The 24,218-nt window shown below is 73.6% G+C and carries 17 protein-coding genes; 6 read left to right on the top strand and 11 right to left on the bottom strand.

The features are described from left to right. Positions 1 to 147 precede the first annotated feature (147 nt). Together dxs and B086_RS0100380 are read left to right on the top strand one after the other, a co-directional pair. Complete coding sequence (gene dxs, locus B086_RS0100385; RefSeq protein ID WP_018564433.1) at positions 148 to 2,079, top strand: 1-deoxy-D-xylulose-5-phosphate synthase; 1,932 nt, start codon at positions 148 to 150, stop codon at positions 2,077 to 2,079. Between the two features lie 170 nt (positions 2,080 to 2,249). Then, positions 2,250 to 3,776 (top strand): amino acid permease, encoded by a 1,527-nt coding sequence (locus B086_RS0100380; RefSeq protein WP_018564432.1) that lies wholly within the window; start codon positions 2,250 to 2,252, stop codon positions 3,774 to 3,776. A 21-nt stretch (positions 3,777 to 3,797) separates the two neighbouring features. Here B086_RS0100380 and B086_RS0100375 read toward each other — a convergent pair whose 3' ends face one another. Then, entirely contained in the window at positions 3,798 to 4,193 is a 396-nt protein-coding gene (locus B086_RS0100375; RefSeq protein ID WP_018564431.1) for a hypothetical protein, read from the bottom strand. Positions 4,194 to 4,478: 285 nt separating this feature from the next. On the opposite strand from B086_RS0100375, the gene B086_RS0100370 reads away from it, so the two are divergent. Next, positions 4,479 to 5,600, top strand: a complete 1,122-nt coding sequence (locus B086_RS0100370) for a hypothetical protein (RefSeq protein WP_018564430.1) — start codon at positions 4,479 to 4,481, stop codon at positions 5,598 to 5,600. 161 nt (positions 5,601 to 5,761) lie between these two features. On the opposite strand, the gene B086_RS0100360 is transcribed toward B086_RS0100370, so the two are convergent. The 5 genes from B086_RS0100360 to B086_RS0100340 all read right to left on the bottom strand — a co-directional run bounded on the left by B086_RS0100360 (position 5,762) and on the right by B086_RS0100340 (position 12,662). Beyond that, positions 5,762 to 7,891: a 3-hydroxyacyl-CoA dehydrogenase NAD-binding domain-containing protein gene (locus B086_RS0100360; protein ID WP_018564428.1), complete on the bottom strand. Its 2,130-nt coding sequence runs from the start codon at positions 7,889 to 7,891 to the stop codon at positions 5,762 to 5,764. Then, positions 7,888 to 9,117 (bottom strand): thiolase family protein, encoded by a 1,230-nt coding sequence (locus tag B086_RS0100355; RefSeq protein WP_018564427.1) that lies wholly within the window; start codon positions 9,115 to 9,117, stop codon positions 7,888 to 7,890. Before B086_RS0100355 ends, B086_RS0100360 begins: the two co-directional genes overlap by 4 nt. A 224-nt stretch (positions 9,118 to 9,341) precedes the next feature. Further along, the gene (locus B086_RS0100350) at positions 9,342 to 10,640 is read right to left on the bottom strand and encodes a ribonuclease D (RefSeq protein WP_026251966.1); all 1,299 of its coding nucleotides are present in this window, start codon (positions 10,638 to 10,640) and stop codon (positions 9,342 to 9,344) included. A gap of 256 nt (positions 10,641 to 10,896) precedes the next feature. After that, entirely contained in the window at positions 10,897 to 11,553 is a 657-nt protein-coding gene (locus B086_RS0100345) for a response regulator transcription factor (protein ID WP_018564425.1), read from the bottom strand. Positions 11,554 to 11,966: 413 nt separating this feature from the next. Next, on the bottom strand, positions 11,967 to 12,662 hold the full coding sequence (locus tag B086_RS0100340; protein ID WP_037872557.1) for a DUF3000 domain-containing protein: 696 nt from the start codon (positions 12,660 to 12,662) through the stop codon (positions 11,967 to 11,969). Positions 12,663 to 12,787: 125 nt separating this feature from the next. Between B086_RS0100340 and hemE the strand changes: the two genes are divergently transcribed. Continuing rightward, positions 12,788 to 13,858 carry a uroporphyrinogen decarboxylase gene (gene hemE / locus B086_RS0100335; protein ID WP_018564423.1) on the top strand — a complete coding sequence of 357 codons (1,071 nt, stop codon included), beginning with the start codon at positions 12,788 to 12,790 and terminating at the stop codon, positions 13,856 to 13,858. 121 nt (positions 13,859 to 13,979) lie between these two features. Here the strand turns inward: hemE and B086_RS0100330 are convergent, their stop codons facing one another. From B086_RS0100330 to B086_RS38790, 4 genes are all read right to left on the bottom strand, one after another. After that, complete coding sequence (locus B086_RS0100330) at positions 13,980 to 16,352, bottom strand: glycosyl hydrolase family 18 protein (RefSeq protein WP_018564422.1); 2,373 nt, start codon at positions 16,350 to 16,352, stop codon at positions 13,980 to 13,982. Positions 16,353 to 16,566: 214 nt separating this feature from the next. Further along, entirely contained in the window at positions 16,567 to 17,385 is an 819-nt protein-coding gene (locus tag B086_RS0100325) for a rhomboid family intramembrane serine protease (protein WP_018564421.1), read from the bottom strand. Positions 17,386 to 17,430: 45 nt separating this feature from the next. Next, the gene (locus tag B086_RS0100320) at positions 17,431 to 18,843 is read right to left on the bottom strand and encodes an FAD-dependent oxidoreductase (RefSeq protein WP_018564420.1); all 1,413 of its coding nucleotides are present in this window, start codon (positions 18,841 to 18,843) and stop codon (positions 17,431 to 17,433) included. A 24-nt stretch (positions 18,844 to 18,867) separates the two neighbouring features. After that, positions 18,868 to 19,869, bottom strand: coding sequence for a DUF4349 domain-containing protein (locus tag B086_RS38790; RefSeq protein ID WP_018564419.1), 1,002 nt, complete (start codon positions 19,867 to 19,869; stop codon positions 18,868 to 18,870). A gap of 321 nt (positions 19,870 to 20,190) precedes the next feature. Here B086_RS38790 and hemG point away from each other — a divergent pair, with 321 nt between their 5' ends. Both hemG and hemQ read left to right on the top strand, forming a co-directional pair. Beyond that, positions 20,191 to 21,645: a protoporphyrinogen oxidase gene (gene hemG, locus B086_RS0100310; RefSeq protein WP_018564418.1), complete on the top strand. Its 1,455-nt coding sequence runs from the start codon at positions 20,191 to 20,193 to the stop codon at positions 21,643 to 21,645. A gap of 4 nt (positions 21,646 to 21,649) precedes the next feature. Next, positions 21,650 to 22,381 carry a hydrogen peroxide-dependent heme synthase gene (hemQ, locus tag B086_RS0100305; RefSeq protein ID WP_018564417.1) on the top strand — a complete coding sequence of 244 codons (732 nt, stop codon included), beginning with the start codon at positions 21,650 to 21,652 and terminating at the stop codon, positions 22,379 to 22,381. Positions 22,382 to 22,391: 10 nt separating this feature from the next. On the opposite strand, the gene B086_RS0100300 is transcribed toward hemQ, so the two are convergent. Continuing rightward, positions 22,392 to 24,083, bottom strand: a complete 1,692-nt coding sequence (locus B086_RS0100300; protein ID WP_018564416.1) for an alpha/beta hydrolase — start codon at positions 24,081 to 24,083, stop codon at positions 22,392 to 22,394. Positions 24,084 to 24,218: the final 135 nt, after the last annotated feature.

Here is a 24,218-nt window from a genome sequence, read left to right as displayed (position 1 = left end):
GGGAACCCAGCCATGGAACGGCCCCGGCCGGGGTACAGCCGTTCGCGTGACCTACGACGCACCGCCCGGCCGCAGGGCGCCGGAGCGGAACATTAGACTCGACAAGCCCGGCAACAGCTCGATCAGCTCTACTGCAAGGAGGCACGGGTGCCGCTGCTGACCCGCATCAGGGGACCGCGCGATCTGGACCGGCTCAGCATGGAGGAGCTGGACCAGCTGGCGGAGGAGATCCGGACCTTCCTGGTCGACGCCGTGTCCAAGACCGGCGGTCACCTCGGCCCCAACCTCGGTGTGGTGGAGCTGACCATCGCCCTGCACCGGGTCTTCCACTCGCCGAAGGACAAGGTGCTCTGGGACACCGGCCACCAGTCCTATGTGCACAAGCTGCTCACCGGCCGTCAGGACTTCTCCCGGCTGAAGATGAAGGGCGGCCTGTCCGGCTACCCCGCGCAGGCCGAGTCCGAGCACGACGTCATCGAGAACAGCCACGCCTCCACGGTGCTCGGCTGGGCCGACGGCATCGCCAAGGGCAACCAGATCCTGCGGCGCGACAGCCAGGTTGCCGCCGTCATCGGCGACGGCGCCCTGACCGGCGGCATGGCCTGGGAGGCGCTGAACAACATCGCCGCCGCCAAGGACCGCCCGCTCGTCATCGTCGTCAACGACAACGAGCGCTCCTACGCGCCCACCATCGGCGGTCTCGCCGACCACCTGGCCACCCTGCGCACCACCGACGGCTACGAGCGCTTCCTCGCCCGCACCCGCGAGGTCCTGGAGCGCACCCCGGTCGTCGGCCGCCCGCTGTACGAGACGCTGCACGGCGCCAAGAAGGGCCTGAAGGACTTCATCACCCCGCAGGGCATGTTCGAGGACCTCGGCCTCAAGTACGTCGGCCCGATCGACGGCCACGACATCGAGGCCCTGGAGTCCGCGCTGACGCGCGCCAAGCGCTTCGGCGGCCCGGTCATCGTGCACTGCCTCACCGAGAAGGGCCGCGGCTACCAGCCCGCCCTCCAGGACGAGGCCGACCGCTTCCACGCCGTCGGCAAGATCCACCCGGACACGGGCCTGCCGATCGCCGCCTCCGGCGCCGACTGGACCTCCGTCTTCGGCGAGGAGATGGTCAGGCTCGGCAAGGAGCGCGAGGACATCGTCGCCATCACGGCGGCCATGCTCCAGCCGGTCGGCCTGGACAAGTTCGCCAAGGCCTTCCCCGACCGGGTCTACGACGTCGGCATCGCCGAGCAGCACGGCGCGGTCTCCGCCGCCGGCCTCGCCCACGCGGGCGTGCACCCGGTCTTCGCGGTCTACGCCACCTTCCTCAACCGCGCCTTCGACCAGGTGCTGATGGACGTGGCCCTGCACAAGTGCGGCGTCACCTTCGTCCTGGACCGGGCCGGGGTCACCGGCACCGACGGCGCCTCCCACAACGGCATGTGGGACATGTCGATCCTCCAGGTCGTGCCCGGCCTGAGGCTGGCCGCCCCGCGCGACGCCGACCAGGTCCGCGCCCAGCTGCGCGAGGCCGTCGCGGTCGACGACGCGCCCACCGTGGTCCGCTTCTCCAAGGGCGCCGTCGGCCCCGCCGTACCTGCCGTGGGCCGGGTGGGCGGCATGGACGTACTGCGCGAGCCCGGCACCGCCACCCCCGACGTGCTGCTCGTCTCCGTCGGCGCGCTCGCCCCGATGTGCCTGGAGATCGCGGCGCTGCTGGACAAGCAGGGCATCTCCACGACGGTCGTCGACCCGCGCTGGGTCAAGCCCGTCGACGAGGCCATGGCCCCGCTGGCGGAGCGGCACCGCGTGGTCGTCACCGTCGAGGACAACTCCCGCGTCGGCGGTGTCGGCTCCACGATCGCCCAGGCGCTGCGCGACGCGGGCGTCGACGTACCGCTGCGCGACTTCGGCATCCCGCCGCGCTTCCTCGACCACGCCTCGCGCGCCGAGGTCATGGCGGAGATCGGCCTGACCGCGCCCGACATCGCCCGCCAGGTGACCGGCCTGGTCTCCGAGCTGGACGGCCGCTTCGCGCGGACGGCGGCCGACGTCGACCAGGCGGTGCAGCCCGCCCGCGACTGACCGGCGGCCACCCACGCCCCGCACGCACCGGAAGGACCGGTTCCGCCACCCTCGCCCAGGTGGCGGAACCGGTCCTTCTGAGTGAACCTGCCAGTGCCGGGGCATGCGCGTCCCCAGCCCTCTCGATCACGTCGAGCCAGGTCGAGGCGAGCAGCGTGGGAGGTAGGCCCGTGACCGATTCGCTGTTCCGGACGAAGAACATCGAGCAGTCGATCCAGGACACCGAGGAACCCGAGCACGCGCTGCGCAAGTCGCTGTCCGCCCTCGACCTGACCGTCTTCGGCGTCGGCGTCATCATCGGCACCGGCATCTTCGTCCTCACCGGCACGGCCGCCCGCAACACCGCGGGACCGGCCGTGTCGCTGTCGTTCGTGGTGGCCGGAGTGGTGTGCGCGCTCGCCGCGCTGTGCTACGCCGAGTTCGCCTCCACGGTCCCGGTCGCCGGATCGGCGTACACCTTCTCCTACGCCTCGCTCGGCGAGTTCCCGGCCTGGATCATCGGCTGGGACCTGGTGCTGGAACTCGCGCTCGGCACGGCGGTGGTGGCCGTCGGCTGGTCCGGCTACATCCACTCGCTGCTGGACAACGCGGGCTGGCACCTGCCCGCCTACCTCGGCGGCCGGGACGCCGCCTCCGGCTTCGGCTTCGACATCCTCGCCGCCGTCCTGGTCCTGGTCCTCACGGCCATCCTCGTGGTCGGCATGAAGCTCTCCGCGCGGGTCACCACGGTCGTCGTCGCGATCAAGGTGGCGGTGGTGCTCGTGGTGATCATCGCGGGTGCCTTCTTCGTCAAGGGCGGCAACTACGACCCGTTCATCCCGAAGGCCCGGCCGGTCACGGCGGGCGGCAACCTCCAGGCCCCGCTGGTCCAGCTCATGTTCGGCTGGGCACCCTCGGACTTCGGCGTGATGGGCATCTTCACCGCCGCCTCCGTGGTCTTCTTCGCCTTCATCGGCTTCGACGTGGTCGCCACGGCCGCCGAGGAGACCCGCAATCCGCAGCGCGACGTGCCGCGCGGCATCCTCGGCTCCCTGGTCATCTGCACCGCGCTGTACGTGGCCGTGTCCATCGTGGTCACCGGCATGCAGAAGTACAGCAAGCTGTCCGTGGACGCGCCGCTCGCCGACGCGTTCAAGTCCACCGGGCACCCCTGGTTCGCCGGACTGATCAGCTTCGGCGCCGCGATCGGCCTGACCACGGTCTGCATGATCCTGCTGCTCGGGCAGGCCCGGGTGTTCTTCGCGATGAGCCGCGACGGTCTGCTGCCCCGGTTCTTCTCGCACACCCACCCGCGCTTCCGCACCCCGTACCGGCCGACCATCCTGCTCGGCGTGATCATCGCGATCGTGGCGGGCTTCACCAGCCTGAGCGAACTGGCCGAACTGGTGAACATCGGCACCCTGTTCGCCTTCATCGTCGTCGCGCTGAGCGTGATCATCCTCCGCAGGACCCGCCCCGACCTGCACCGCGCCTTCCGTACCCCGCTGGTGCCCTTCGTGCCGGTCGTCTCCGTCCTCGCCTCGCTGTGGCTGATGCTGAACCTGCCCGCCGAGACCTGGCTGCGGTTCGCCGTCTGGATGGCGATCGGCTTCGTCGTCTACTTCCTCTACGGCCGCTCGCACAGCCGCCTCGCCCAGCGCACCCGCGCCGCGGCGGACGCCCCGCCCGGCGGCGGAACTCCCGGCGGGACCCCGTAGCCGCGCCCGCGCGGGCGCGGCTCAGCCCCGTACCGTACGCGGACCGGTGACCTCGGCGCCCCGCTCCGCCACCCGGCGGCGCAGCTCCCGGTCCGCCGTCACCACCAGCACCCGGCGGCCCGCGGCCCCTTCGGCCAGCGCCACCACCAGGTCGTCGCCGCTGCCGGTCGCCGCCTCCACCCGCACCCCGGGGACGGACTCCACGCCCCGCGCGGCGCCCTCGACCACCAGCACGATCTCCAGCGGCCCGGGATGTCCGGGCAGCCCCGGACCCGCGTACCCCGCCAGCCGGTCCCGCAGCCGCTCGGCGGCCCCGCGCCGGTCGCGCCACCAGCCGTCCGGCACAGACCCCACGACATTGGCCCCGTCCACGACCAGCAGCAGGGGGGACACCCCGCCGCTCCCGTCATCCGCCATACGCCGCCCGCCTTCCTCGGTCTCCACCCGGCCAGCCTGCCACGACGGCACCTCCCGGACGCGCCCTCGGGCCGCCCCGCCGCCGTCACGGGCAGCCGGTCCGGGCGCGCCGAGCTGCGGGCCGCCGGCATGGGCCCCAAGTGCGCGGGCCGGTGCGACCGGCCGCCGTGAGCTGCGCACCCGCGCTCGCCTATGATGAGCCAGCTCGGCCGCCCGCAACACGGGTTCGGGACAGGCGGATCAGCCCGCGCCGAGGTCACGTCAGGGAAGGGGCCAGGTCACCTCATGCGGACCAGATCCGGGCGCGCCGCCGCCCGCGGCAGAGCCGAGGCGCCGGGGGAGCACGCGAGCACCGGACGGCACACGGCGGGACGCACCGTCGGCGGACGCTGGCTCGTACTGGGCAAGGACGGCAGGCTGACGGCGTACGCACGCACCGGCGACGGGCTGCTGCGCTGGACCGAGCTGCGGCCGGGCGGACCGCAGTGGTCGGCGCCGGAGTTCTTCCCGGTGGACGGCCTCACTCACCTGACGGTCGTTCAGGGAGCCGACGCGTACGTGCACTTCCTGGGCCGGCGCGAGGTGCGCCGGGCCGACGGGCCGCCGGCCGTCGACATCGTCCACGCGATCCAGTACCAGACCGGCCGCCCGGTCACCGAGTGGCGCTCGCTCGGCAACGCGCACCAGGACCGGGAGAGGGCGGCCCGCTTCGGTGCGCCCGCGGGCGCGGTCAGCGGCTCGGGCCGGGTCCACGTCTTCGCGCGCAACGCGGGCGGCGGCGTCATGCTGCGCCGGGAGGACGCGAGCGGCAAGTGGGAGGGCTGGCAGGACCTCAAGGGCAGCCAGGTGAAGGACGGGATGGCCGCGGTCGTGCACGACTCCGGCCGGGTCGAACTCCTCGCCGTCGGTGAGGGCGTCGTCATGCGCTGGCAGCAGGAGAGCCCCGACGGCGCGTTCCGGCGGGAGCCGAACGTCTCGCTGCGGGTGGCGCCCGGCACGGTGGCGGCGCTGCCGACCGGTCCGGAGCGCGCCACGTACTACTGGGCCGAGCCCGACCGGGGCGGTCTGGTGGCGCACCGGCCCGGCCGGTCGGCGATCCCGCTCGGCGGCGCGCCGGACGGGGAACCGGTCGGCGCGCTGCGTGCCGATCCGGCCGGTTACGACTGCACGGTGCTGGCCCATCGCGACCAGGACTGGCAGGTCCTGTTCGCCGTGTGCGGCACGGAGAACGAGCAGGCCGGGGTGCGGTGGTCACCGACCGGTGAACGCGCCCTGGGCGCCCCGGCGCTGGCGTTGGACGGGCGCGGACGCGTGGTGCTCGCGCTGATCGGCCCGGACGGCCGGCTCAGGGTGGCCCGGCAGACCGAGGCACCGGACCTGTCGCTGGGCCCGTGGACGCGGGTCTGACGCCCCCTCACGCCACCGCCGCGACGGCCGGGCGGCTCATCGTGCGGACGCCCCCGGAGCCCCACCACGCCCTGGCGGAGGGTGAGTCCGCCTTCCGCGGCGCGGCCTGACGACGGAGGGCCCCCGCCTCGGCGGGGGCCCTCCTCACCGTGGTGCGCGTCTCACGCCGGGACCGACGCCACGCCCGGTGCCAGGAACCGCTTGCCGTTGACCCGCTCGCTGACGCCCTCGCGGTCCAGGTACGGCGTGATGCCGCCCAGGTGGAAGGGCCAGCCCGCGCCGGTGATCAGGCACAGGTCGATGTCCTGCGCCTCGGCGACGACACCCTCCTCCAGCATGAGCCCGATCTCCTGCGCGACCGCGTCGAGCACCCGGGCCCGCACCTGCTCCTCGGTCAGGACGGTGTCGCCCTGCCTGAGCAGCGCGGCGACCTCGGGGTCCAGCTCGGGCTTGCCGCTGTCGTAGAGGTAGAAGCCGCGCTTGCCGGCCTCGACGACCGCCTTGAGGTTCGGGGAGACCGTGAAGCGGTCCGGGAACGCCCGGTTGAGGGTCTCCGAGACGTGCAGGCCGATCGCCGGGCCGACCAGCTCCAGCAGCACCAGCGGGGACATGGGCAGACCGAGCGGCTCGACCGCCTTCTCCGCCACCTCCACCGGGGTGCCCTCGTCGATGACGTTCTGGATCTCGCCCATGAAGCGGGTCAGGATGCGGTTGACCACGAACGCCGGGGCGTCCTTGACCAGCACCGCGGTCTTCTTCAGCTTCCGGGCCACCGCGAACGCGGTTGCCAGGGAGGCGTCGTCGGTCCGCTCGCCGCGCACGATCTCCAGCAGCGGCAGGATCGCGACCGGGTTGAAGAAGTGGAAGCCGACGACCCGCTCCGGGTTCTTCAGCTTCGAGGCCATCTCCGACACCGACAGGGACGAGGTGTTGGTGGCGAGGATCGCGTGCGCCGGGGCGACCGCCTCGACCTCGGCGAACACCTGCTGCTTGACGCCCATCTCCTCGAACACCGCCTCGATGACGAAGTCGGCGTCCGCGAAGCCCTCGGCCTTGTCCAGGACACCGGTCACCAGCGCCTTGAGCCGGTTGGCCTTGTCCTGGTTGATCCGGCCCTTGCCCAGCAGCTTGTCGATCTCGGCGTGGACGTAGCCCACACCCTTGTCGATACGGTCCTGGTCGATGTCCGTGAGGACGACCGGGACCTCCAGACGGCGCAGGAAGAGCAGGGCGAGCTGAGAGGCCATCAGGCCCGCGCCCACCACGCCGACCTTGGTCACCGGCCGGGCCAGGTTCTTGTCCGGGGCACCGGCGGGGCGCTTGCCGCGCTTCTGCACCAGGTTGAACGAGTAGATGCCGGCGCGCAGTTCGCCGCCCATGATCAGGTCCGCGAGGGCCCGGTCCTCGGCGTCGAAACCGGCCTGGAGGTCACCGTCCTTGGCAGCGGCGACGATCTCCAGGGCGCGGTAGGCGGCCGGGGCCGCGCCGTGCACCTTGGAGTCGGCGATGGCCCGGCCGCGCGCGACGGCCTGGTCCCACGCCTCGCCGCGGTCGACCGCCGGACGCTCCACGGCGATCTCGCCCTTGAGGACGGACGCCGTCCAGATCAGCGACTGCTCCAGGAAGTCGGCGCCCTCGAACAGCGCGTCCGCGATGCCGAGTTCGTAGACCTGCTTGCCCTTGAGCTGCCGGTTCTGGTTGAGGCTGTTCTCGATGACGACCGTGACCGCGTTGTCCGCGCCGATCAGGTTCGGCAGCAGGGTGCAGCCGCCCCAGCCGGGCACCAGACCGAGGAAGACCTCGGGCAGCGAGAACGCCGGCAGCGCGGCGGAGACGGTGCGGTAGGTGCAGTGCAGACCGACCTCGACACCGCCGCCCATGGCCGCGCCGTTGTAGTACGCGAAGGTCGGCACGGCCAGCTTCGCCAGCCGCTTGAAGACCTCGTGGCCGCCCTTGCCGATGGCCAGCGCGTCCTCGTGCCGCTCCAGCAGCTCGACGCCCTTGAGGTCGGCGCCGACCGCGAAGATGAACGGCTTGCCGGTGATGCCGACGCCGACGAGGGCGCCGTCCGCGGCCTCCTTCTCGACCTGGTCGATCGCGGCGTCCAGGTTCGCCAGCGAGGCCGGTCCGAAGGTGGTCGGCTTGGTGTGGTCCAGGCCGTTGTCCAGGGTGATGAGCGCGAAGCGGCCCGCACCCAGCGGCAGGTCGAAGTGGCGTACGTGCGCCTGGGTGACGACCTCGCCCGGGAACAGCTCCGCCGCGCCCTTCAGGAGTTCGGTGGTGGTGCTCACTTGTCGCCTCCGGCAGCGCTCTCGAAGTGCGGGTTCTCCCAGATGACCGTCGCGCCCATGCCGAAGCCGACGCACATCGTGGTCAGGCCGTAGCGGACGTGCGGCTGCTCCTCGAACTGGCGGGCCAGCTGCGTCATCAGCCGGACACCGGAGGAGGCGAGCGGGTGACCGAAGGCGATGGCGCCGCCGTACTGGTTGACGCGCGCGTCGTCGTCCGCGATGCCGTAGTGCTCCAGGAAGGCCAGCACCTGCACGGCGAAGGCCTCGTTGATCTCGAACAGGCCGATGTCGGAGATGGACAGACCGGCCTTGGCGAGCGCCTTCTCGGTCGCCGGGATCGGGCCGTAGCCCATGACCTCGGGCTCCACGCCCGCGAAGGCGTAGGAGACCAGGCGCATCTTGACCGGCAGGCCGTTCGCGCGGGCGAACTCCTCGCTGGCGATCACGGAGGCGGTGGCACCGTCGTTCAGACCGGCCGCGTTGCCCGCGGTGACCCGGCCGTGCACCCGGAACGGCGTCTTGAGTCCGGCCAGGTTCTCCAGGGTGGTGCCCGGACGCATCGGCTCGTCGGCGGTGACGAGACCCCAGCCGGTCTCGCCGGCCTCGGGGCTGGTGCGGCGCACCGAGACCGGCACCAGGTCGGCCTGGATCTTCCCGTTCGCGTACGCCTTGGCGGCCTTCTCCTGGGAGCGCACCGCGTACTCGTCGGCGCGCAGCTTGGTGATGCCCGGGTACCGGTCGTGCAGGTTCTCCGCGGTCATGCCCATGAACAGCGCGGACTCGTCGACCAGCTTCTCGCTGACGAAGCGCGGGTTGGGGTCGACGCCCTCGCCCATCGGGTGGCGGCCCATGTGCTCGACCCCGCCCGCGATGGCCACGTCGTACGCGCCGAAGGCGACCGAGCCGGCCACCGTGGTCACGGCGGTCAGCGCGCCCGCGCACATGCGGTCGATCGAGTAGCCGGGCACCGAGGTGGGCAGACCCGCCAGGATGCCCGCCGTGCGCCCGATGGTCAGGCCCTGGTCGCCGATCTGCGTGGTCGCGGCGACGGCGACCTCGTCGACCTTCTTCGGGTCGAGCCCGGGGTTGCGGCGCAGCAGCTCCCGGATCGCCTTCACGACGAGGTCGTCGGCGCGGGTCTCGTGGTAGATGCCCTTCGGGCCCGCCTTGCCGAACGGGGTGCGGACGCCGTCGACGAAGACGACGTCCCTGACGGTACGAGGCACGATGGCTCTCCTCCAGGGTGCGGGATGGCACTGCTGCGGCGCGCGGAGCTGAGCGCGCGCTCAGCGCTCATGCTACTCGCGGGTAATGTGACTGCCCAGTCCCCCCGCCCCAAGCGGCGAACATCACACCTCGCGGGACGCCGAAGCGCCCCGCGAGGGACGCGGGGAACCGCGCGAGCAGCCACAGCCGCAGCCACAGCACACCCACAGCCCGGCCCGCACCCCTACGGCGTCTGGGCGCCCTCGCCCGCCAGTGCGGCGACCAGCGAGGGCGTCGCCAGCTCCACCTGCCACGGCCGCGCGCCGTACCCGGCAAGGGCCGCACCCACGGACGTCTCGTCGGCCGGCTTCGGCGGCTCCCAGCACAGCCGGCGCACCGTGTCCGGCGCGACCAGGTTCTCCTGGGGCAGGTTCAGCCGTTCGGCGAGCGCGGAGACCGCGGCGCGGGCGGCGCTGAGCCGCTGCGCCGCCACCGGGTCCTTGTCGGCCCAGGCCCGCGGCGGCGGGGGACCGGTCACGTGCTGGCCCTGCTGCGGCAGCGCCGCCTCGGGCAGTGCCCTGGCTCGGTCCACCGCCGCCTGCCACTGCTCCAGCTGGCGCCGCCCGGTGCGGTGCCCGAAGCCGTTCAGCGCGGCCAGCGCGTGCACGTTGACGGGCACGGCGAGCGCGGCCTGCACGATGGCGGCGTCCGGGAGCACCTTGCCCGGGGAGACGTCCCGGCGCCGGGCGATCCGGTCCCGGGTCTCCCACAGCTCCCGTACGACGGCGAGCTGCCGCCTGCGCCGCACCTTGTGCATCCCGGAGGTGCGCCGCCAGGGGTCCTTGCGGGGCTCGGGGGGCGGCGCGGAGGCGATGGCGTCGAACTCCTGGAGCGCCCAGTCCAGCTTGCCCTGGCGGTCCAGCTCCTTCTCCAGCGCGTCGCGCAGGTCGACGAGGAGTTCCACGTCGAGGGCGGCGTAGCGCAGCCAGGGCTCGGGCAGCGGACGGGTGGACCAGTCGACGGCGGAGTGGCCCTTCTCCAGGACGAAGCCGAGGACGTTCTCGACCATGGCGCCCAGGCCCACGCGCGGGAATCCGGCCAGCCGGCCCGCCAGTTCGGTGTCGAACAGGCGGGTGGGGACCATGCCTATCTCGCGCAGGCACGGCAGGTCCTGGGTCGCCGCGTGCAGCACCCACTCGACGCCGGTCAGCGCCTTGCCGAGGGCGGAGAGGTCGGGGCAGCCGACGGGGTCGATCAGTGCGGTCCCGGCGCCCTGGCGGCGCAGCTGGACCAGATAGGCACGCTGGCCGTAGCGGTAGCCGGAGGCGCGCTCGGCGTCGACGGCGACGGGGCCCGAGCCGGCGGCGAAGGCGGCGACGACTTCGGCGAGCCCCTCGGGGGAGGCGATCACGGGCGGAATGCCCTCGCGCGGTTCGAGCAAGGGGACCGGCGTCCCGGTGTCAGAAGTTCCGCCGTCGTCCGGAGGGGCGCCTCCGGTGGTGCGCAGTGGGCTGTCTGCTGCGGTTTCTTGGGCGTCGGTCACCTGTCAAGGGTATCGGTGGATGGGCGGCGCCCGCCGACGGAACGTTCCGTCGGCGGGCGCCGGGGGTCGTGAACCGGTCAGGTCGGGGACACGTCCGGTTCACGGCCGGTACACGGGACAGGCCGGTGCGCGGGGGCCGGACGCGACGGGGCGTCGAACCGGACGGCGGGGGGTCGGGGGATTCGCGGGATCGGGCGGTGGAGTGACGGGCGGACGGCCGATCGGGGGAGCGTGGGCGGCCGGGCGCCGGGCGGGGTCAGTGGATGATGCCGGTGCGCAGGGCCACGGCGACCATCCCGGCGCGGTCGCCGGTGCCGAGCTTGCGGGCGATACGGGCCAGGTGGCTCTTGACGGTGAGGGCGGACAGGCCCATCGAGACGCCGATCGCCTTGTTCGACTGGCCCTCGGCGACCAGCCGCAGCACCTCGACCTCGCGGCCGGACAGCTCGCGGTAGCCGCCCGGGTGGCTCGGGGCGCCCGGGGGGCGGCGGTGCAGCCGGGCGGCGCCGATGGGGGCGGCGCCGGGCCGTGTGGGCAGTCCGAGGTTGGTACGGGTGCCGGTGACGACGTAGCCCTTCACTCCGCCCGCGAGGGCGTTGCGGACGGCGCCGATGTCGTCGGCGGCGGACAGGGCCAGGCCGTTGGGCCAGCCGGCGGCTCGGGTCTCGGAGAGCAGGGTGAGCCCGGAGCCGTCGGGCAGGTGCACGTCGGCGACGCAGATGTCGCGCGGGTTGCCGATGCGCGGACGGGCCTCCGCGACGGACGACGCCTCGATGACGTCACGGACTCCGAGCGCCCACAGATGACGGGTGACGGTGGACCGGACGCGCGGGTCCGCCACGACGACCATGGCGGTCGGCTTGTTCGGGCGGTAGGCGACCAGGCTTGCGGGCTGCTCGAGGAGAACGGACACCAGGCCTCCTGGGGGGTGGGGGACGGGGCCGGCTTGTGGGGAGGAAGCCGGTACGAACCGTGCTTGCTAGGTCACAGTCGTCTTCGGCATCAAACCCCTTGTCCTTTAGAGAATGATCACGATCTGGTGAGTAACAATGCGTTCCATTCGGACATACTGTCGATCATCCGAAGGTCGAATCGGTTCACTCGGGGCCGTTCGGGGTCGCTACCTGCCCGAAAGTGGCCGTATCGACAAAGACACGGCAAGGGACCGGTAAGACGCCGGACGGCGGCGGGGACGGCGCTCGGAGCCCGGCACGGCGAACGGCCCGGACGGTGTTCCGTCCGGGCCGTCCGGGCCGTTCGAAGAGACGAGAGAGATCAAGAGAGATCAAGAGAGACGAAGGGAGGGGAGACGTCGGCCGGTGTGGCTCAGCGCGACTGCGGGTCCCGCCGCTGCGGCAGTGTCACCACGGACGCGTCCCCCGGCCCGGCCGGCGGCAGACCCGCCACCTGGGCCAGCAGATCGCACCAGGAGGCCAGGTGCGCCCCCGTGTCCGGCACCCCGCCCAGGCTCTCGCGCGGGGTCCAGGAGGCCCGGATCTCGATCTGCGAGGCCGGCGGCCGCGCCGACAGTCCGCCGAAGTAGTGCGAACCGGCCCGGGTGACCGTACCGCTCGGCTCCCCGTACGTCAGCCCGCGCGCCTGGAGCGCCCCGGTCAGCCAGGACCAGCACACCTCCGGCAGCAGCGGATCCGCGGCCATCTCCGGCTCCAGCTCCGCGCGCACCAGGGTCACCAGCCGGAACGTGCCCCGCCACGCGTCGTGCCCGGCCGGGTCGTGCAGCAGCACCAGCCGGCCGTCGGCGAGGTCCTGCTCGCCGTCGACGACGGTGGCCTCCAGCGCGTACGCGTACGGCGCCAGCCGCTGCGGCGGCGGTACCTGGTCGATCTCCACCTGCGGCCGCAGCCGCGCGGCTCTCAGCGCGTCGACGGCAGCCCTGAACGGCAACGGCACCTGATCCGCCCTGCCCGCATTCCCGTCGCCGTCTTTCGCCTCCTTCTTCGCCCCCTTCGCGTCGTCCATCCCGCCAGCGCCGTCCGACAGTCGTCCCTGAGCCGCAGCCATGCCGGGAAGATTAAGGGGAACCGGGCCTTTGTGCAGGGCAAGACACCCCGCCGCAGGCAGGAGCGCCGCCCGCGGGCCGCACACCGCGGCCCGCGCGCCCCCGGCGCCGTGCGAAACTTGCTCGCGTGAGTGCCAACGAGACGCCTGCCAGCCACCGGCCGCCGACGGCCACCTACGACTCCGCCTTCCTCAGGGCGTGCCGGCGCGAACCGGTGCCGCACACGCCCGTGTGGTTCATGCGGCAGGCCGGGCGCTCGCTGCCGGAGTACCGCAAGGTGCGCGAGGGCATCGGCATGCTGGACTCCTGCATGCGGCCCGACCTGGTCACCGAGATCACCCTCCAGCCGGTCCGCCGGCACGACGTGGACGCGGCGATCTACTTCAGCGACATCGTCGTCCCGCTGAAGGCCATCGGCATCGACCTCGACATCAAGCCGGGCGTGGGCCCGGTCGTCGAGCGCCCGGTGCGCACCCGCGCGGACCTGGCCCGGCTGCGCGACCTGACCCCCGAGGACGTCTCCTACGTCACCGAGGCGATCGGCCTGCTCACCCGCGAGCTGGGCGCCACCCCGCTGATCGGCTTCGCCGGGGCGCCGTTCACCCTCGCGAGCTACCTCGTGGAGGGCGGCCCCTCGCGCACGTACGAGAACGCCAAGGCGATGATGTACGGCGACCCGGAGCTGTGGGCCGATCTGCTGGACCGGCTCGCCGCCATCACGGCCGCCTTCCTCAAGGTGCAGATCGAGGCGGGCGCGAGCGCCGTGCAGCTCTTCGACTCCTGGGCCGGGGCGCTGGCCCCCGCCGACTACCGCCGCTCGGTGCTGCCCGCCTCCGCGAAGGTCTTCGAGGCCGTCGCCGGGTACGGCGTCCCGCGCATCCACTTCGGCGTCGGCACCGGCGAGCTGCTGGGCCTGATGGGCGAGGCGGGCGCGGATGTCGTCGGCGTCGACTGGCGGGTCCCGCTGGACGAGGCCGCCCGCCGGGTCGGCCCCGGCAAGGCGCTCCAGGGCAACCTCGACCCGACCGTGCTGTTCGCGACCCGCGAGGCCGTGGAGGACAAGACGCGCGAGGTGCTGGCGGCGGCTCAGGGCCTGGACGGCCATGTCTTCAACCTCGGCCACGGGGTCATGCCGTCCACCGACCCGGACGCGCTGACCCGGCTCGTGGAGTACGTGCACACCCGCACCGCCCGCTGAGGCGGCCACCGGTCGGACGGGCGGACCGGGCGGACGGACCCGGGCGGGCGGTCCGCCGGCCGCCCGCCCGGGAGTCACCGGCCGGCCCGGAGTCCCGGACCGGCCCGCTCTGCTGCTTCGGCTACTTCAGCCCGGTGTCGAGCGCGGTCATCAGCTGACCGTTCGAGGTGTCACCGGACATCTCCCACACGAAGCCGCCCAGCAGCCCCTTGGACTTGATCCAGGCCGTCTTCTTCCCGATCGACCAGGCGTCGTCGAAGGACCACCACTGGCCGTTCGCGCCGGTGTAGCCGAACGTCGACACCGACTGTTCGTCGTGGTGGACGGTCATCGACGGGTAGCTGGCGATCAGGTTGTTGTAGCCGCGCACCCCGGCCTCGGTGTCGAACTGGCCGGGCGCCGCGCCGTTCGCGGCCTGCCACTCACCGGCCGCGCCGCCGTCGGTGACGCCCTGCCAGCCGCGCCCGTAGAACGGGAAGCCCACGGCCAGCTTGCGCGGGTTGACCCCGGCGTCGAGGTACGCCTGGATGGCGTTCTCGATGCTGAAGTGGAACGAGTAGGGGTCCTGTGCGTCCGTGTACAGGTTGGACGCGTCACCGGTGCGGTTGGGCTCCCAGGAGTTGTCGCTGCCCGAGCCGTGGAAGTCGTAGCCCTGGACGTCGGCGTAGTCGAGGGAGTCGAAGATCCGGCTCAGGTCCCAGCCGGCGGAGATCTTCGCCGGGTCGGCCGGGGTGAACGCGGTCAGCAGCTTGTGCTCGCCGCCGAGCGCGTCGAGCTGCTTGCGGAACTCGGCGAGCAGCGCGGTCAGGTTGTCCTTGTCCTGGGTGCCGTAGTGGTTGCCCGGGTGGCCCTCGGAGCCCGGCCACTCCCAGTCGATGTCGAAGCCGTCGAAGATGCCGGCCGCGGTGCCGGGCCCGCCCGCGCCGTTGTAGACGGGCAGGTTGCCCTTGATCCACACGTCGATGCAGGACTTGACGAACTTCTCCCGGCTGGCCTGGGTGGCGGCGGCGTCGGAGAAGAACTTCGAGTACGTCCAGCCGCCGATCGACGCGACGATCTTCAGCTTGGGGTACTTGGCCTTGAGCTTCTTCAACTGGTTGAGGTTGCCGCGCAGTTTGCCCCAGCCGTCGTCGGCGACGCCGTCGACCGACTGGTCGGCGGACATCGGGCGCGCGTAGTCGGCGTCCGCGTCACCCGCGTCGGTGCCCTGGTCCGGGTCCTCCGGGTCGGCGGTGGTGCCCCTGGTGACGCCCGCCTTGCAGGTGAGGTCCTTCGAATCCAGGTTCTCGAAGGCGTAGTTGACGACGTCGAGCTTGGCCGCGGCGCCGGAGGTGTCCAGGTTCTTCACGAAGTACTGGCGGCCGTAGATGCCCCACTGGACGAAGTAGCCCACCTTGAGCTGCTTGCCCTGCCCGGCCACGTCGTCGGTGGTGACCTTCACCGCGTTCGAGGCGGGCGACGGGTTGTCCGCGGTGTCGCGGGCCTTGACGGTGAAGGTGTAGGCGGTGGCCGGGGAGAGTCCGTCCACGGTGGCCGTCGTGGTGTCCGCGCCGACCGACTTCGCCAGCGTGCTGCCGCGGTAGACGTCGTAGGCGGCCACGCCCACGTTGTCGGTGGCCTTGTCCCAGGCCAGGCCGACGCTGTAGGAGGTCTTGCCGGTGGAGCGCAGGTTGCCCGGCGCGGTCGGCGGTGTCGGGTCGGTCGACGGGTCCACCGTCTTGACGGTCAGCGGCTGGCTGGCCGGTCCGATGTTCCCGCGGGTGTCCTTGGCCCGCACGGTGTACGTGTAGTTCGTCGCCGGGGTCAGCCCGGTGACGGTCGCCGAGGTGCCGGTGACGGTGGCCACGGTGTTCGTGCCGCTCAGCACGTCGTAGGAGGCCACGGTGTGGTCGCCCGGCTGGGCCGCGGTCCAGCTCAGCGCCACCGAGTGCGCGGTGACCGCGGTCGCCTTGGGGGTGCCCGGGGCGGTCGGCGGGATGTCGGGGCTGCCGTCGCACTTGTCGCCGTTGATGGTGCAGCCGGTCGGCGCGGCGGCCTTGCCGGTCGCGGTGAACCAGTAGCTGTACGGCTCGGTGCTGCCGCCGGCCGGGACGTTCCCGTTGTAGTAGGCGTTCTTCGCGGTCACATGCTGCCCGGAGACCGTGACGTCGGCGTAGTAGTTGCTGGTCAGGGTCGCCCCGGCCGGGAGGTCGAACTCCAGGGTCCAGCCGCTGGCGGCGGCGGAGCCGCTGTTGCGGACGACGTACTTGCCCTGCCAGCCGGAGCCGTTGTCCTGGGAGGAGAAGGTCGCGGTGAGCGTGCCAGCCGCGTGGGCGGGCGCGGCGAGCGCGGTGAGTCCGGCCAGCGGCAGGATCAGGGTCGCGCCCAGGGCGGCGATCCGCCGCCGCAGCCGTCCGGCCCCTGAGCCGGGCCGGCGCGGCGTCCTGATGCCGGACAGCGGTCCTCGCCCGCGGTCCGGTCCTCTCTCGGAAAGTGGTCTGCGCCTGTGGAACATGGCTCTCCCTGCTGAGGTGGGGTGGTACAGGGGTGAGGTGAACCGTGCGCGTGCGTGTGCCGGGAGGGGAGGCAGGCCGGCGGGCCGGGACACGGCGCGCTCCCGCCTTCGATCGGGGCGCCCACAACGTAGAAGGTCTGGACCAATGCGTCAACAGGTCCGGCCGGACTCCGGGGGGTCAGGGGTACCCCCGGCGGCCCTCACCGGCCGGTGCTCACCAGCCGGTCCGGGCCCGGCGGCCGAACAGCAGACCGCGCGGCTCCGGCGGGGGCGGGGTGCCGGGGCGCAGCGGCAGCGCGAGCAGCATGCCCGCGACGAAGCCGAACACATGGGCGGTGTACGCCACGGTGCCCGCGTCGGACACGCCCTCGCCCGCGGAGTAGAACGCCTGGAGCAGGAACCAGAATCCCAGCACGATCCAGGCCGGAAGACGCAGCGGCAGGAAGATCAGGAACGGCACGAGGACCCAGACCCGGGCCCGGGGATAGAGCACCAGATAGGCGCCGAGGACCCCGGCGATCGCCCCCGAGGCGCCGATCAGCGGCTGGCTGGAATCCGCGTCCAGCAGGGCGAAGCCGTACCCGGCCACGTATCCGCACACCACATAGAACAGCAGGAAGCGGACGCGGCCCATCCGGTCCTCGACGTTGTTGCCGAAGATGAACAGGAACAGCATGTTCCCCAGCAGGTGCAGCCAGCTCCCGTGCAGGAACATCGAGGTCAGCACCGACAGCACCGGCGACTTCTGGTACGTCGGCGGGCCCAGCACACAGCCCGGCCCCTGCACACCCACCCCGGTCGCGCCCGTCGGCACCAGCGACGGCAGCCGGCCGTGGATCAGCTCGCGCGGCACCAGCGCGTAGTGCTGCGTGAACGCCTCCAGATGGCACAGCTGCGCCAGCGAGCCGCCCCCGGTCACCGAGCCGGTGACACCCGGAGTGGCCAGGAACACGACGACGTTCGCGACGATCAGGGCGTACGTCACCCAGGGGGTGCGCCGCACCGGATTGACGTCATGGACGGGGATGACCACGAAGAAGTCCTTCCCGGGATGCGCCCGGTGAACCGGCCCGCCGGATCAGCGCGCCCGGCCGACCGCGGCCGCCGCCTTGCGGGCCGCCACCAGCACCGGGTCCCACACCGGGGAGAACGGCGGCGCGTAGCCGAGGTCCAGCGCGGTCATCTGCTCCACGGTCAGCCCCGCCGTGAGCGCCACGGCGGCGACGTCGACCCGCTTGGCCGCGCCCTCCCGGCCCACGATCTGGACCCCCAGCAGCCGGCCCGTGCGCCGCTCGGCGAGCATCTTCACGGTCATCGGGGAGGCCCCCGGGTAGTAGCCCGCCCGGCTGGTCGACTCGACGGTGACCGTCTCGAAGCGCAGCCCGACGCGCCGGGCGTCCCGCTCCCGCAGCCCGGTCCGGGCGATCTCCAGGTCGCACACCTTGCTCACCGCGGTCCCGACCACGCCCGGGAAGGTGGCGTAGCCGCCGCCCGCGTTGGTGCCGATGACCTGGCCCTGCTTGTTGGCGTGGGTGCCGAGCGGCACGTGCCGCTGCTGTCCCGAGACCAGGTCGAGCACCTCGACGCAGTCACCGCCCGCCCAGATGTCCTCGTGCCCGCGCACCCGCATCGCCCGGTCCGTGAGCAGCCCGCCGTAGTCGCCGAGCGGCAGCCCCGCCGCCCGCGCCAGCGACGTCTCGGGCCGCACCCCGATGCCCAGCACCACCACATCCGCCGGGTACTCGGCGTCGCCGGTGGCCACCGCACGCGCCCGCCCGTCCGCCCCGGTCAGCACCCCGGTCACCTCGGTGCCGCCCACCATGGTGACGCCCAGGCCCGTCATCGCCTCGCGCACCAGGCGGCCCATGTCCGGGTCGAGCGTCGCCATCGGCTCCGCACCCCGGTTGACGACCGTCACCTCGTAGCCGCGCTTGATCAGCGCCTCGGCCATCTCCACCCCGATGTAGCCCGCGCCCACCACGACCGCCCGGCGGCCCCGGGTGCGGGCCAGACCGCCGAGCAGTTCCTCGCCGTCGTCCAGGGTCTGCACGCCGTACACCCCGGGCGCGTCGATGCCGGGCAGCTCCGGGCGCACCGGCCGGGCCCCGGTCGCGACGACGAGTTTGTCGTACGACGTCCAGGACTCGGCCCCCGACCCGGCGTCCCGCGCGCGGACCCGGCGCCCGGCCACGTCGATCTCCGTGACCTCGGTGCGCATCCGCAGGTCGATGCCGCGCGCGCGGTGCTCCTCGGGCGTGCGCGCGATCAGCTCGTCCCGCTCCTCGACGTCACCGCTCACCCAGTAGGGGATCCCGCAGGCCGAGTACGAGCTGAAGTGGCCGCGTTCGAACGCCACGATCTCCAGCTCGTCCGGTCCGCGCAGCCGCCGGGCCTGCGATGCCGCGGACATCCCCGCGGCATCGCCCCCGATCACGACCAGCCGTTCCCGCCGCCTGCCGCCGTCCGTGCCCGTGCCGTCGCTCATGCTCATGCGCACACGCTACGACGGCCGCGCTCACCGCTCCCGGCCGCCGTCCGTACCGGCGTTGTCCGTACCGGCGTTGTCCGTACCGGCGTTGTCCGTACCGGCGGCAGGCGCCGGGGTCGCCGGGTGGACCGGCAGGCCGGGGCCCGCCGGGGCGGTCACCGGCGCTCCGGAGGGGGCACGGCGGGGCAGGCGCGGGCGTACGACCCGGAACCAGAGCACGGTGAGAAGGGCCGCGGCGGCGGCGAAGGGCAGCACCGCGCCCAGGGCGAGGGCGAGCCAGCGGACCACGGTCACGAACACGTGCCAGCCGCCCGCCAGCGCGTCCAGGAACCCGGGATCGTCGTCCGCGCTCTCGTGCGCCGGAGCGGACGCCGAGGACAGCGACAGGGTGACGGTGGCCAGGCTCGTACGGTCCTTCAGGGACGCCTGCTGGGCGAGCAGCGCCTCCAGATCGGCCTCGCGGCGGCTCAGTTCGCTCTCCAGGGAGACGACGTCGCCGAGGCTCCCGGCCTTGTCCATGAGCGCGCGGACCCGGGCCACGCTGGCGCGCTGCGACCGGATCCGGCTGTCGACGTCCACGACCTGGCCGGTGACGTCCTCGGCCTTGACCGACCGCTCGATGAGCCGCCCGGTGCCCCCAAGGCGGGCGAGGAGCGCGTCGTAGCGGTCCACCGGCACCCGCAGCACGACCCGGGTCCGCTCGTGTCCCTCGGCGTCCCGGTCGGTGTTCTCGTCCCCCACATAGCCCCCGGCGTCCTGGGCCGCCGCGCGCGCCGTGGCGAGGGCCTTCGCCACGTCCCGCACCTCCACCGTCAGCGAGGCCGTGCGGACGATCTGGGCGGCCGGGGCCTTCGGCGCGGCGGTGGCCCCGGTGCCGGGCGCGGCGGTCCGGTCGGCGTACCCGGCGGCGCCGTTCCCGGTGGCCGGGACACCCCGCTGGGCCGCGCTCCCGGCGGCCTTGTGGGAGGAGCTGTCGGAACCGCCGGACTCGCTGCACCCGGTGACCGCGAGCGCCGCCGCGAGCAGCACACCGGTCAGGGCGGCAGCCGTCCTGGGAGCGGACCGGGACGCGGACCGGGACAAGGGCGGACGCGGTGCCGGTGGAGCGGACGGTGAAGCAGACGGAGAAACGGACGGTGAAGCGGATATGGCTCGAACGGAGCGTCGAGCGCGGTGCTGTGCGCGCATGTGTCGCGTACCCCCCGGGGCGTGGTGACCTCTGACGCTCCTTCGACTCGGCGGCCGCCCGATGCGTTGCCGGTACGCGGTCCCGATGCGGTCACGGTCAGGACTCGTCCCGGACACCGGGGCCCCGCGGGCGCGCCGGGCGGGTCTGAGAGAGTGGAGGCCATGAGCGCAACGGGCACGGACACGCGGCAGGTCGTCGTCGTCGGAGGCGGGATCGCGGGGCTGGCCGCCGCGCACCGGCTGCTGGAGCGCGGCGCGCGGGTGACCGTGCTGGAGGCCGCCGACCGCGTCGGCGGCAAGCTGCTGCCCGGCGAGATCGCGGGCGTCCGCGTCGACCTGGGTGCCGAGTCGATGCTGGCCCGGCGGCCCGAGGCCGTGGGCCTCGCCCGCGAGGTGGGCCTCGCCGAGCGGCTCCGGCCGCCCGCCACCGCGACCGCCTCCCTGTGGACCCGCGGCGCCCTGCGCCCGATGCCCAAGGGCCATGTGATGGGCGTGCCCGGCACCGCCGCCGCCCTCGCCGGGATCCTCTCCGCCGAGGGCCTGGCCCGTATCGAGCGCGACGCCGACCTGCCGCGCACCGAGGTCGGCGACGACGTGGCGGTCGGCGCGTACGTCGCCGAGCGGCTGGGCCGCGAGGTCGTCGACCGCCTGGTCGAACCGCTGCTCGGCGGCGTCTACGCGGGCGACGCCCACCGCATCTCGATGCGCTCGGCGGTGCCCCAGCTCTTCGAGGCCGCCCGCACCCACACCTCCCTGACCGAGGCGGTCCGCGCCCTCCAGGACCGCGCGGCGCGGACCCCGGCCACCGGCCCGGTCTTCCTGGGCATCGAGGGCGGCGTCGGCACGCTGCCGCTCGCGGTCGCCGCCTCGGTACGGGCACGTGGCGGCGAGATCCTGACCGGCACCCCGGCGAGCGGACTGCGCAGGACCCCGGAGGGCGGCTGGCGGCTGCTCGCCGGGGACCGCGTCCTGCACGCCGACGCGGTCGTCGTCGCCACCCCCGCGCCCGCCGCCGCCGCCCTGCTGGAGACCGAGTCCCCGGGCGCGGCGGCCGAGCTGCGGGCCGTCGAGTACGCCTCCATGGCCCTGATCACCCTCGCCTACCGCCGCGCCGACGCCGCCCTGCCCGAGGGCAGCGGCTTCCTCGTGCCGCCCGTCGACGGACACACCATCAAGGCGTCGACCTTCGCCTCCCGCAAGTGGGGCTGGATCGCCGAGGAGGACCCGGACGTGCTGGTGCTGCGCACCTCGGTCGGCCGGTACGGCGAGACGGAGATCCTGGACCGCGACGACGCCGGCCTGGTGGACCTCTCCCGCCGCGACCTGCGCGCGGCCACCGGCCTGGACGCCGTACCGCTGCGCACCCGCGTCACCCGCTGGGACGGCGGACTGCCCCAGTACCCGGTCGGCCACCACGCGCGCGTGGCCCGGGTCCGCGACCACGTCGCCCGGCTCCCGGGCCTCGCGGTGTGCGGCGCCGCCTACGACGGGGTGGGCATCCCCGCCTGCGTGGCGAGCGCGGACGCCGCCGTGGACCGGCTCGCGGGCGGCCTCGCGGCCGTGCGGGAACTCACCGCCCACCCGGTGCGGAGTCCGCACGGCGGAGCGGGAGAATAGCCCCATGAGTGACGACGCCTCCACCACCGACGCCGGCCGGATCCCGAACAAGGGCAAGCTGGCCAAGGACCTCAACGAGGTCATCCGCTACACCCTGTGGTCCGTCTTCAAGCTGAAGGACGTCCTCCCCGAGGACCGCACCGGCTACGCCGACGAGGTCCAGGAGCTGTTCGACCAGCTCGCCGCGAAGGACGTGACGGTCCGCGGCACCTACGACCTGTCCGGGATGCGCGCCGACGCCGACATCCTGATCTGGTGGCACGCCGAGACCAGCGACCTGCTCCAGGAGGCGTACAGCCGCTTCCGCCGCACCCGGCTCGGGCGCGCGCTGGAGCCGGTGTGGTCGAACATGGCGCTGCACCGGCCCGCCGAGTTCAACCGCTCGCACATCCCGGCGTTCCTCGCCGACGAGACGGCGCGCGACTACGTCAGCGTCTACCCGTTCGTCCGCTCCTACGACTGGTACCTGCTGCCCGACGAGGACCGCCGCCGGATGCTCGCCGACCACGGCAAGATGGCCCGCGGCTACCCGGACGTCCGGGCGAACACCGTCGCGTCCTTCTCCCTGGGCGACTACGAGTGGATCCTCGCCTTCGAGGCCGACGAACTGCACCGCATCGTCGACCTCATGCGCCACCTGCGCGGCTCGGAGGCTCGCAGGCACGTGCGCGAGGAGGTGCCGTTCTTCACCGGGCGCCGCAAGGACGTGGCGGACCTGGTCGCCGGGCTCGCCTGACCGCTCCCGGTCAGGTCCCGGCCGGACGCCGGTCGTCCTTCCGCCCCAGGGCGTCCCGCAGCTCGCGCGCCCGGTTCTCCTGGAAGGTCGGCCGGCCCGGCAGCGGCTCGGGCCGCGCGGCGCACTCCGCGTCCCGGTCCGGCAGCCGCCCTTCCAGGAGATACGCGTCCACGCGCGCGTCGACGCACCGGTTCGGGCCGTACGCGATGCCGTGCGTGCCCGCGCCCCGCTCGGTCACCAGCACGGAACCGGCCAGCCGCCGCCGCAGTTCCAGCGCGCCCGCGTACGGAGTGGCCGCGTCCCGTTCGGCGGCCAGGACCAGCGTGGGCGGCAGCGTGCCCGGCACGGTCCGCACGTCCAGCGGCCGCTGCCGGGGCACCGGCCAGTAGGCGCACGGCAGATTCGCCCACACATTGCCCCAGGTCTCGAAGGGCGCCACCCGCGCGAGCCGCGTGTTGTCCCGGTCCCAGACCCGGAAGTCGCCCGGCCAGGGCGCGTCGTTGCACTCCACGGCCGTGTACACGGCGGTGCTGTTCTCCGCCTCGGCGGCCCCCGCCCGGTACGGCGCGGCCAGCGCGACCAGCGGCTTCTCGTCGCCCTTCAGATAGGCCGAGAGCGCCTCGGCGGCCCCCGGCCAGAAGTCGTCGTAGTAGCCCGCGTTCAGCAGGGCGCCCTGCAACTGCGCCGGTCCCACCGTGCCGCCCGCCGGGCGCGCGGCCAGCCGGGTGCGCGCCCGCTCGTAGGCCGTGCGCACCGCCCGCGCGCTGCGGCCGAGGCCGTACACGTCGTCGTGCCGGGCCACCCAGCGCCGGAAGTCCGCCCAGCGGGTCTCGAACGCGGCCGACTGGTCGAGGTTGTCGCGGTACCAGATCCGGGACGGGTCAGGGTCCACCGCCGAGTCGAGGACCATCCGCCGCACATGCGCCGGGAACAGCGTCGCGTACAGCGCGCCCAGATAGGTGCCGTAGGAGGCGCCCATGAAGGTCAGCCGGTCCTCGCCGAGCGCGGCCCGCAGCACCTCCAGGTCGCGGGTGTTGGCGAGGGAGGTGTAGAAGCGCAGGGCGGCGCCCGTGCGCCGGGCGCACCCCTGGGCGTAGGCCCTGGCCTCGGCCACGCGGCGGCGCTTGTACGCCGCCGAGGGGTGCGTCGGCGCCGGGTCCGGCCCCTTGAAGAAGCTCTTCGGGTCCTCGCAGGACAGCGGAGCCGAGCGGCCCACCCCGCGCGGGGCGTAGCCGACGAGGTCGTAGGCGGCCGCGACCCGCTTCCACTCGGGCAGCAGCCCGATCAGCGGGAACGACATGCCGTCGCCGCCCGGCCCGCCGGGGTTGAAGACGAGGGCGCCCTGCCGCGGCACCCGCCCGGCGGCGGCCGGGTCCCGGCCGGTGGCCCGCGCCCGGCTGACGGTGAGGCGGATCTGCGGGCCGTCGGGGCGGGCGTAGTCGAGCGGCACGGAGACGGTGCCGCACTCCATGACGGCGGGCATGTCCCGCCCGCCCGGACAGGCGCCGAAGCCGATGCCCGCCACCCGGGCGCGCGCGGCGGCCACGGCCGTGCCCCGCAACTCGGCCGCCCCGCCGGGCACTTCGGGCACCGCGTGCACACCGGGGTCCCCGGGCGCCCGGGGCGCGCCGCCCGAGGGGGCGGCGGCCAGGGCGGTCAGGACCAAGGACGCGGCGACCGTGTGGACGGCGGCGGCTCTCATCGGCGTATCCCTTCGGCGCACGGCGGCACCAAGGGATGCTTCGGCCACTCGCGCGCGAAGGCAAGCACCGGTGGCCGGTGTCGCCGCGGGTGCGCCCGATGCGCCCCTGCCGCGTGCCGCACGCCCCGGCGCGCG

Source organism: Streptomyces sp. PsTaAH-124 (assembly GCF_000373685.1).
Lineage (GTDB): Bacteria > Actinomycetota > Actinomycetes > Streptomycetales > Streptomycetaceae > Streptomyces > Streptomyces andamanensis.
Note: the sequence above shows the minus strand (reverse complement) of the source record. Positions and strands in the feature narration are given on the sequence as shown.

Coding starts and splice junctions, on each gene's coding strand:
- B086_RS0100375 (WP_018564431.1), bottom strand. CDS start 4,193: ATGGCGGATGACGGGAGCGGCGGGGTGTCCCCCCTGCTGCTGGTCGTG.
- B086_RS0100370 (WP_018564430.1), top strand. CDS start 4,479: ATGCGGACCAGATCCGGGCGCGCCGCCGCCCGCGGCAGAGCCGAGGCG.
- B086_RS0100340 (WP_037872557.1), bottom strand. CDS start 12,662: ATGGCTGCGGCTCAGGGACGACTGTCGGACGGCGCTGGCGGGATGGAC.
- B086_RS0100330 (WP_018564422.1), bottom strand. CDS start 16,352: ATGTTCCACAGGCGCAGACCACTTTCCGAGAGAGGACCGGACCGCGGG.
- B086_RS0100320 (WP_018564420.1), bottom strand. CDS start 18,843: ATGAGCATGAGCGACGGCACGGGCACGGACGGCGGCAGGCGGCGGGAA.
- hemG (WP_018564418.1), top strand. CDS start 20,191: ATGAGCGCAACGGGCACGGACACGCGGCAGGTCGTCGTCGTCGGAGGC.
- hemQ (WP_018564417.1), top strand. CDS start 21,650: ATGAGTGACGACGCCTCCACCACCGACGCCGGCCGGATCCCGAACAAG.
- B086_RS0100300 (WP_018564416.1), bottom strand. CDS start 24,083: ATGAGAGCCGCCGCCGTCCACACGGTCGCCGCGTCCTTGGTCCTGACC.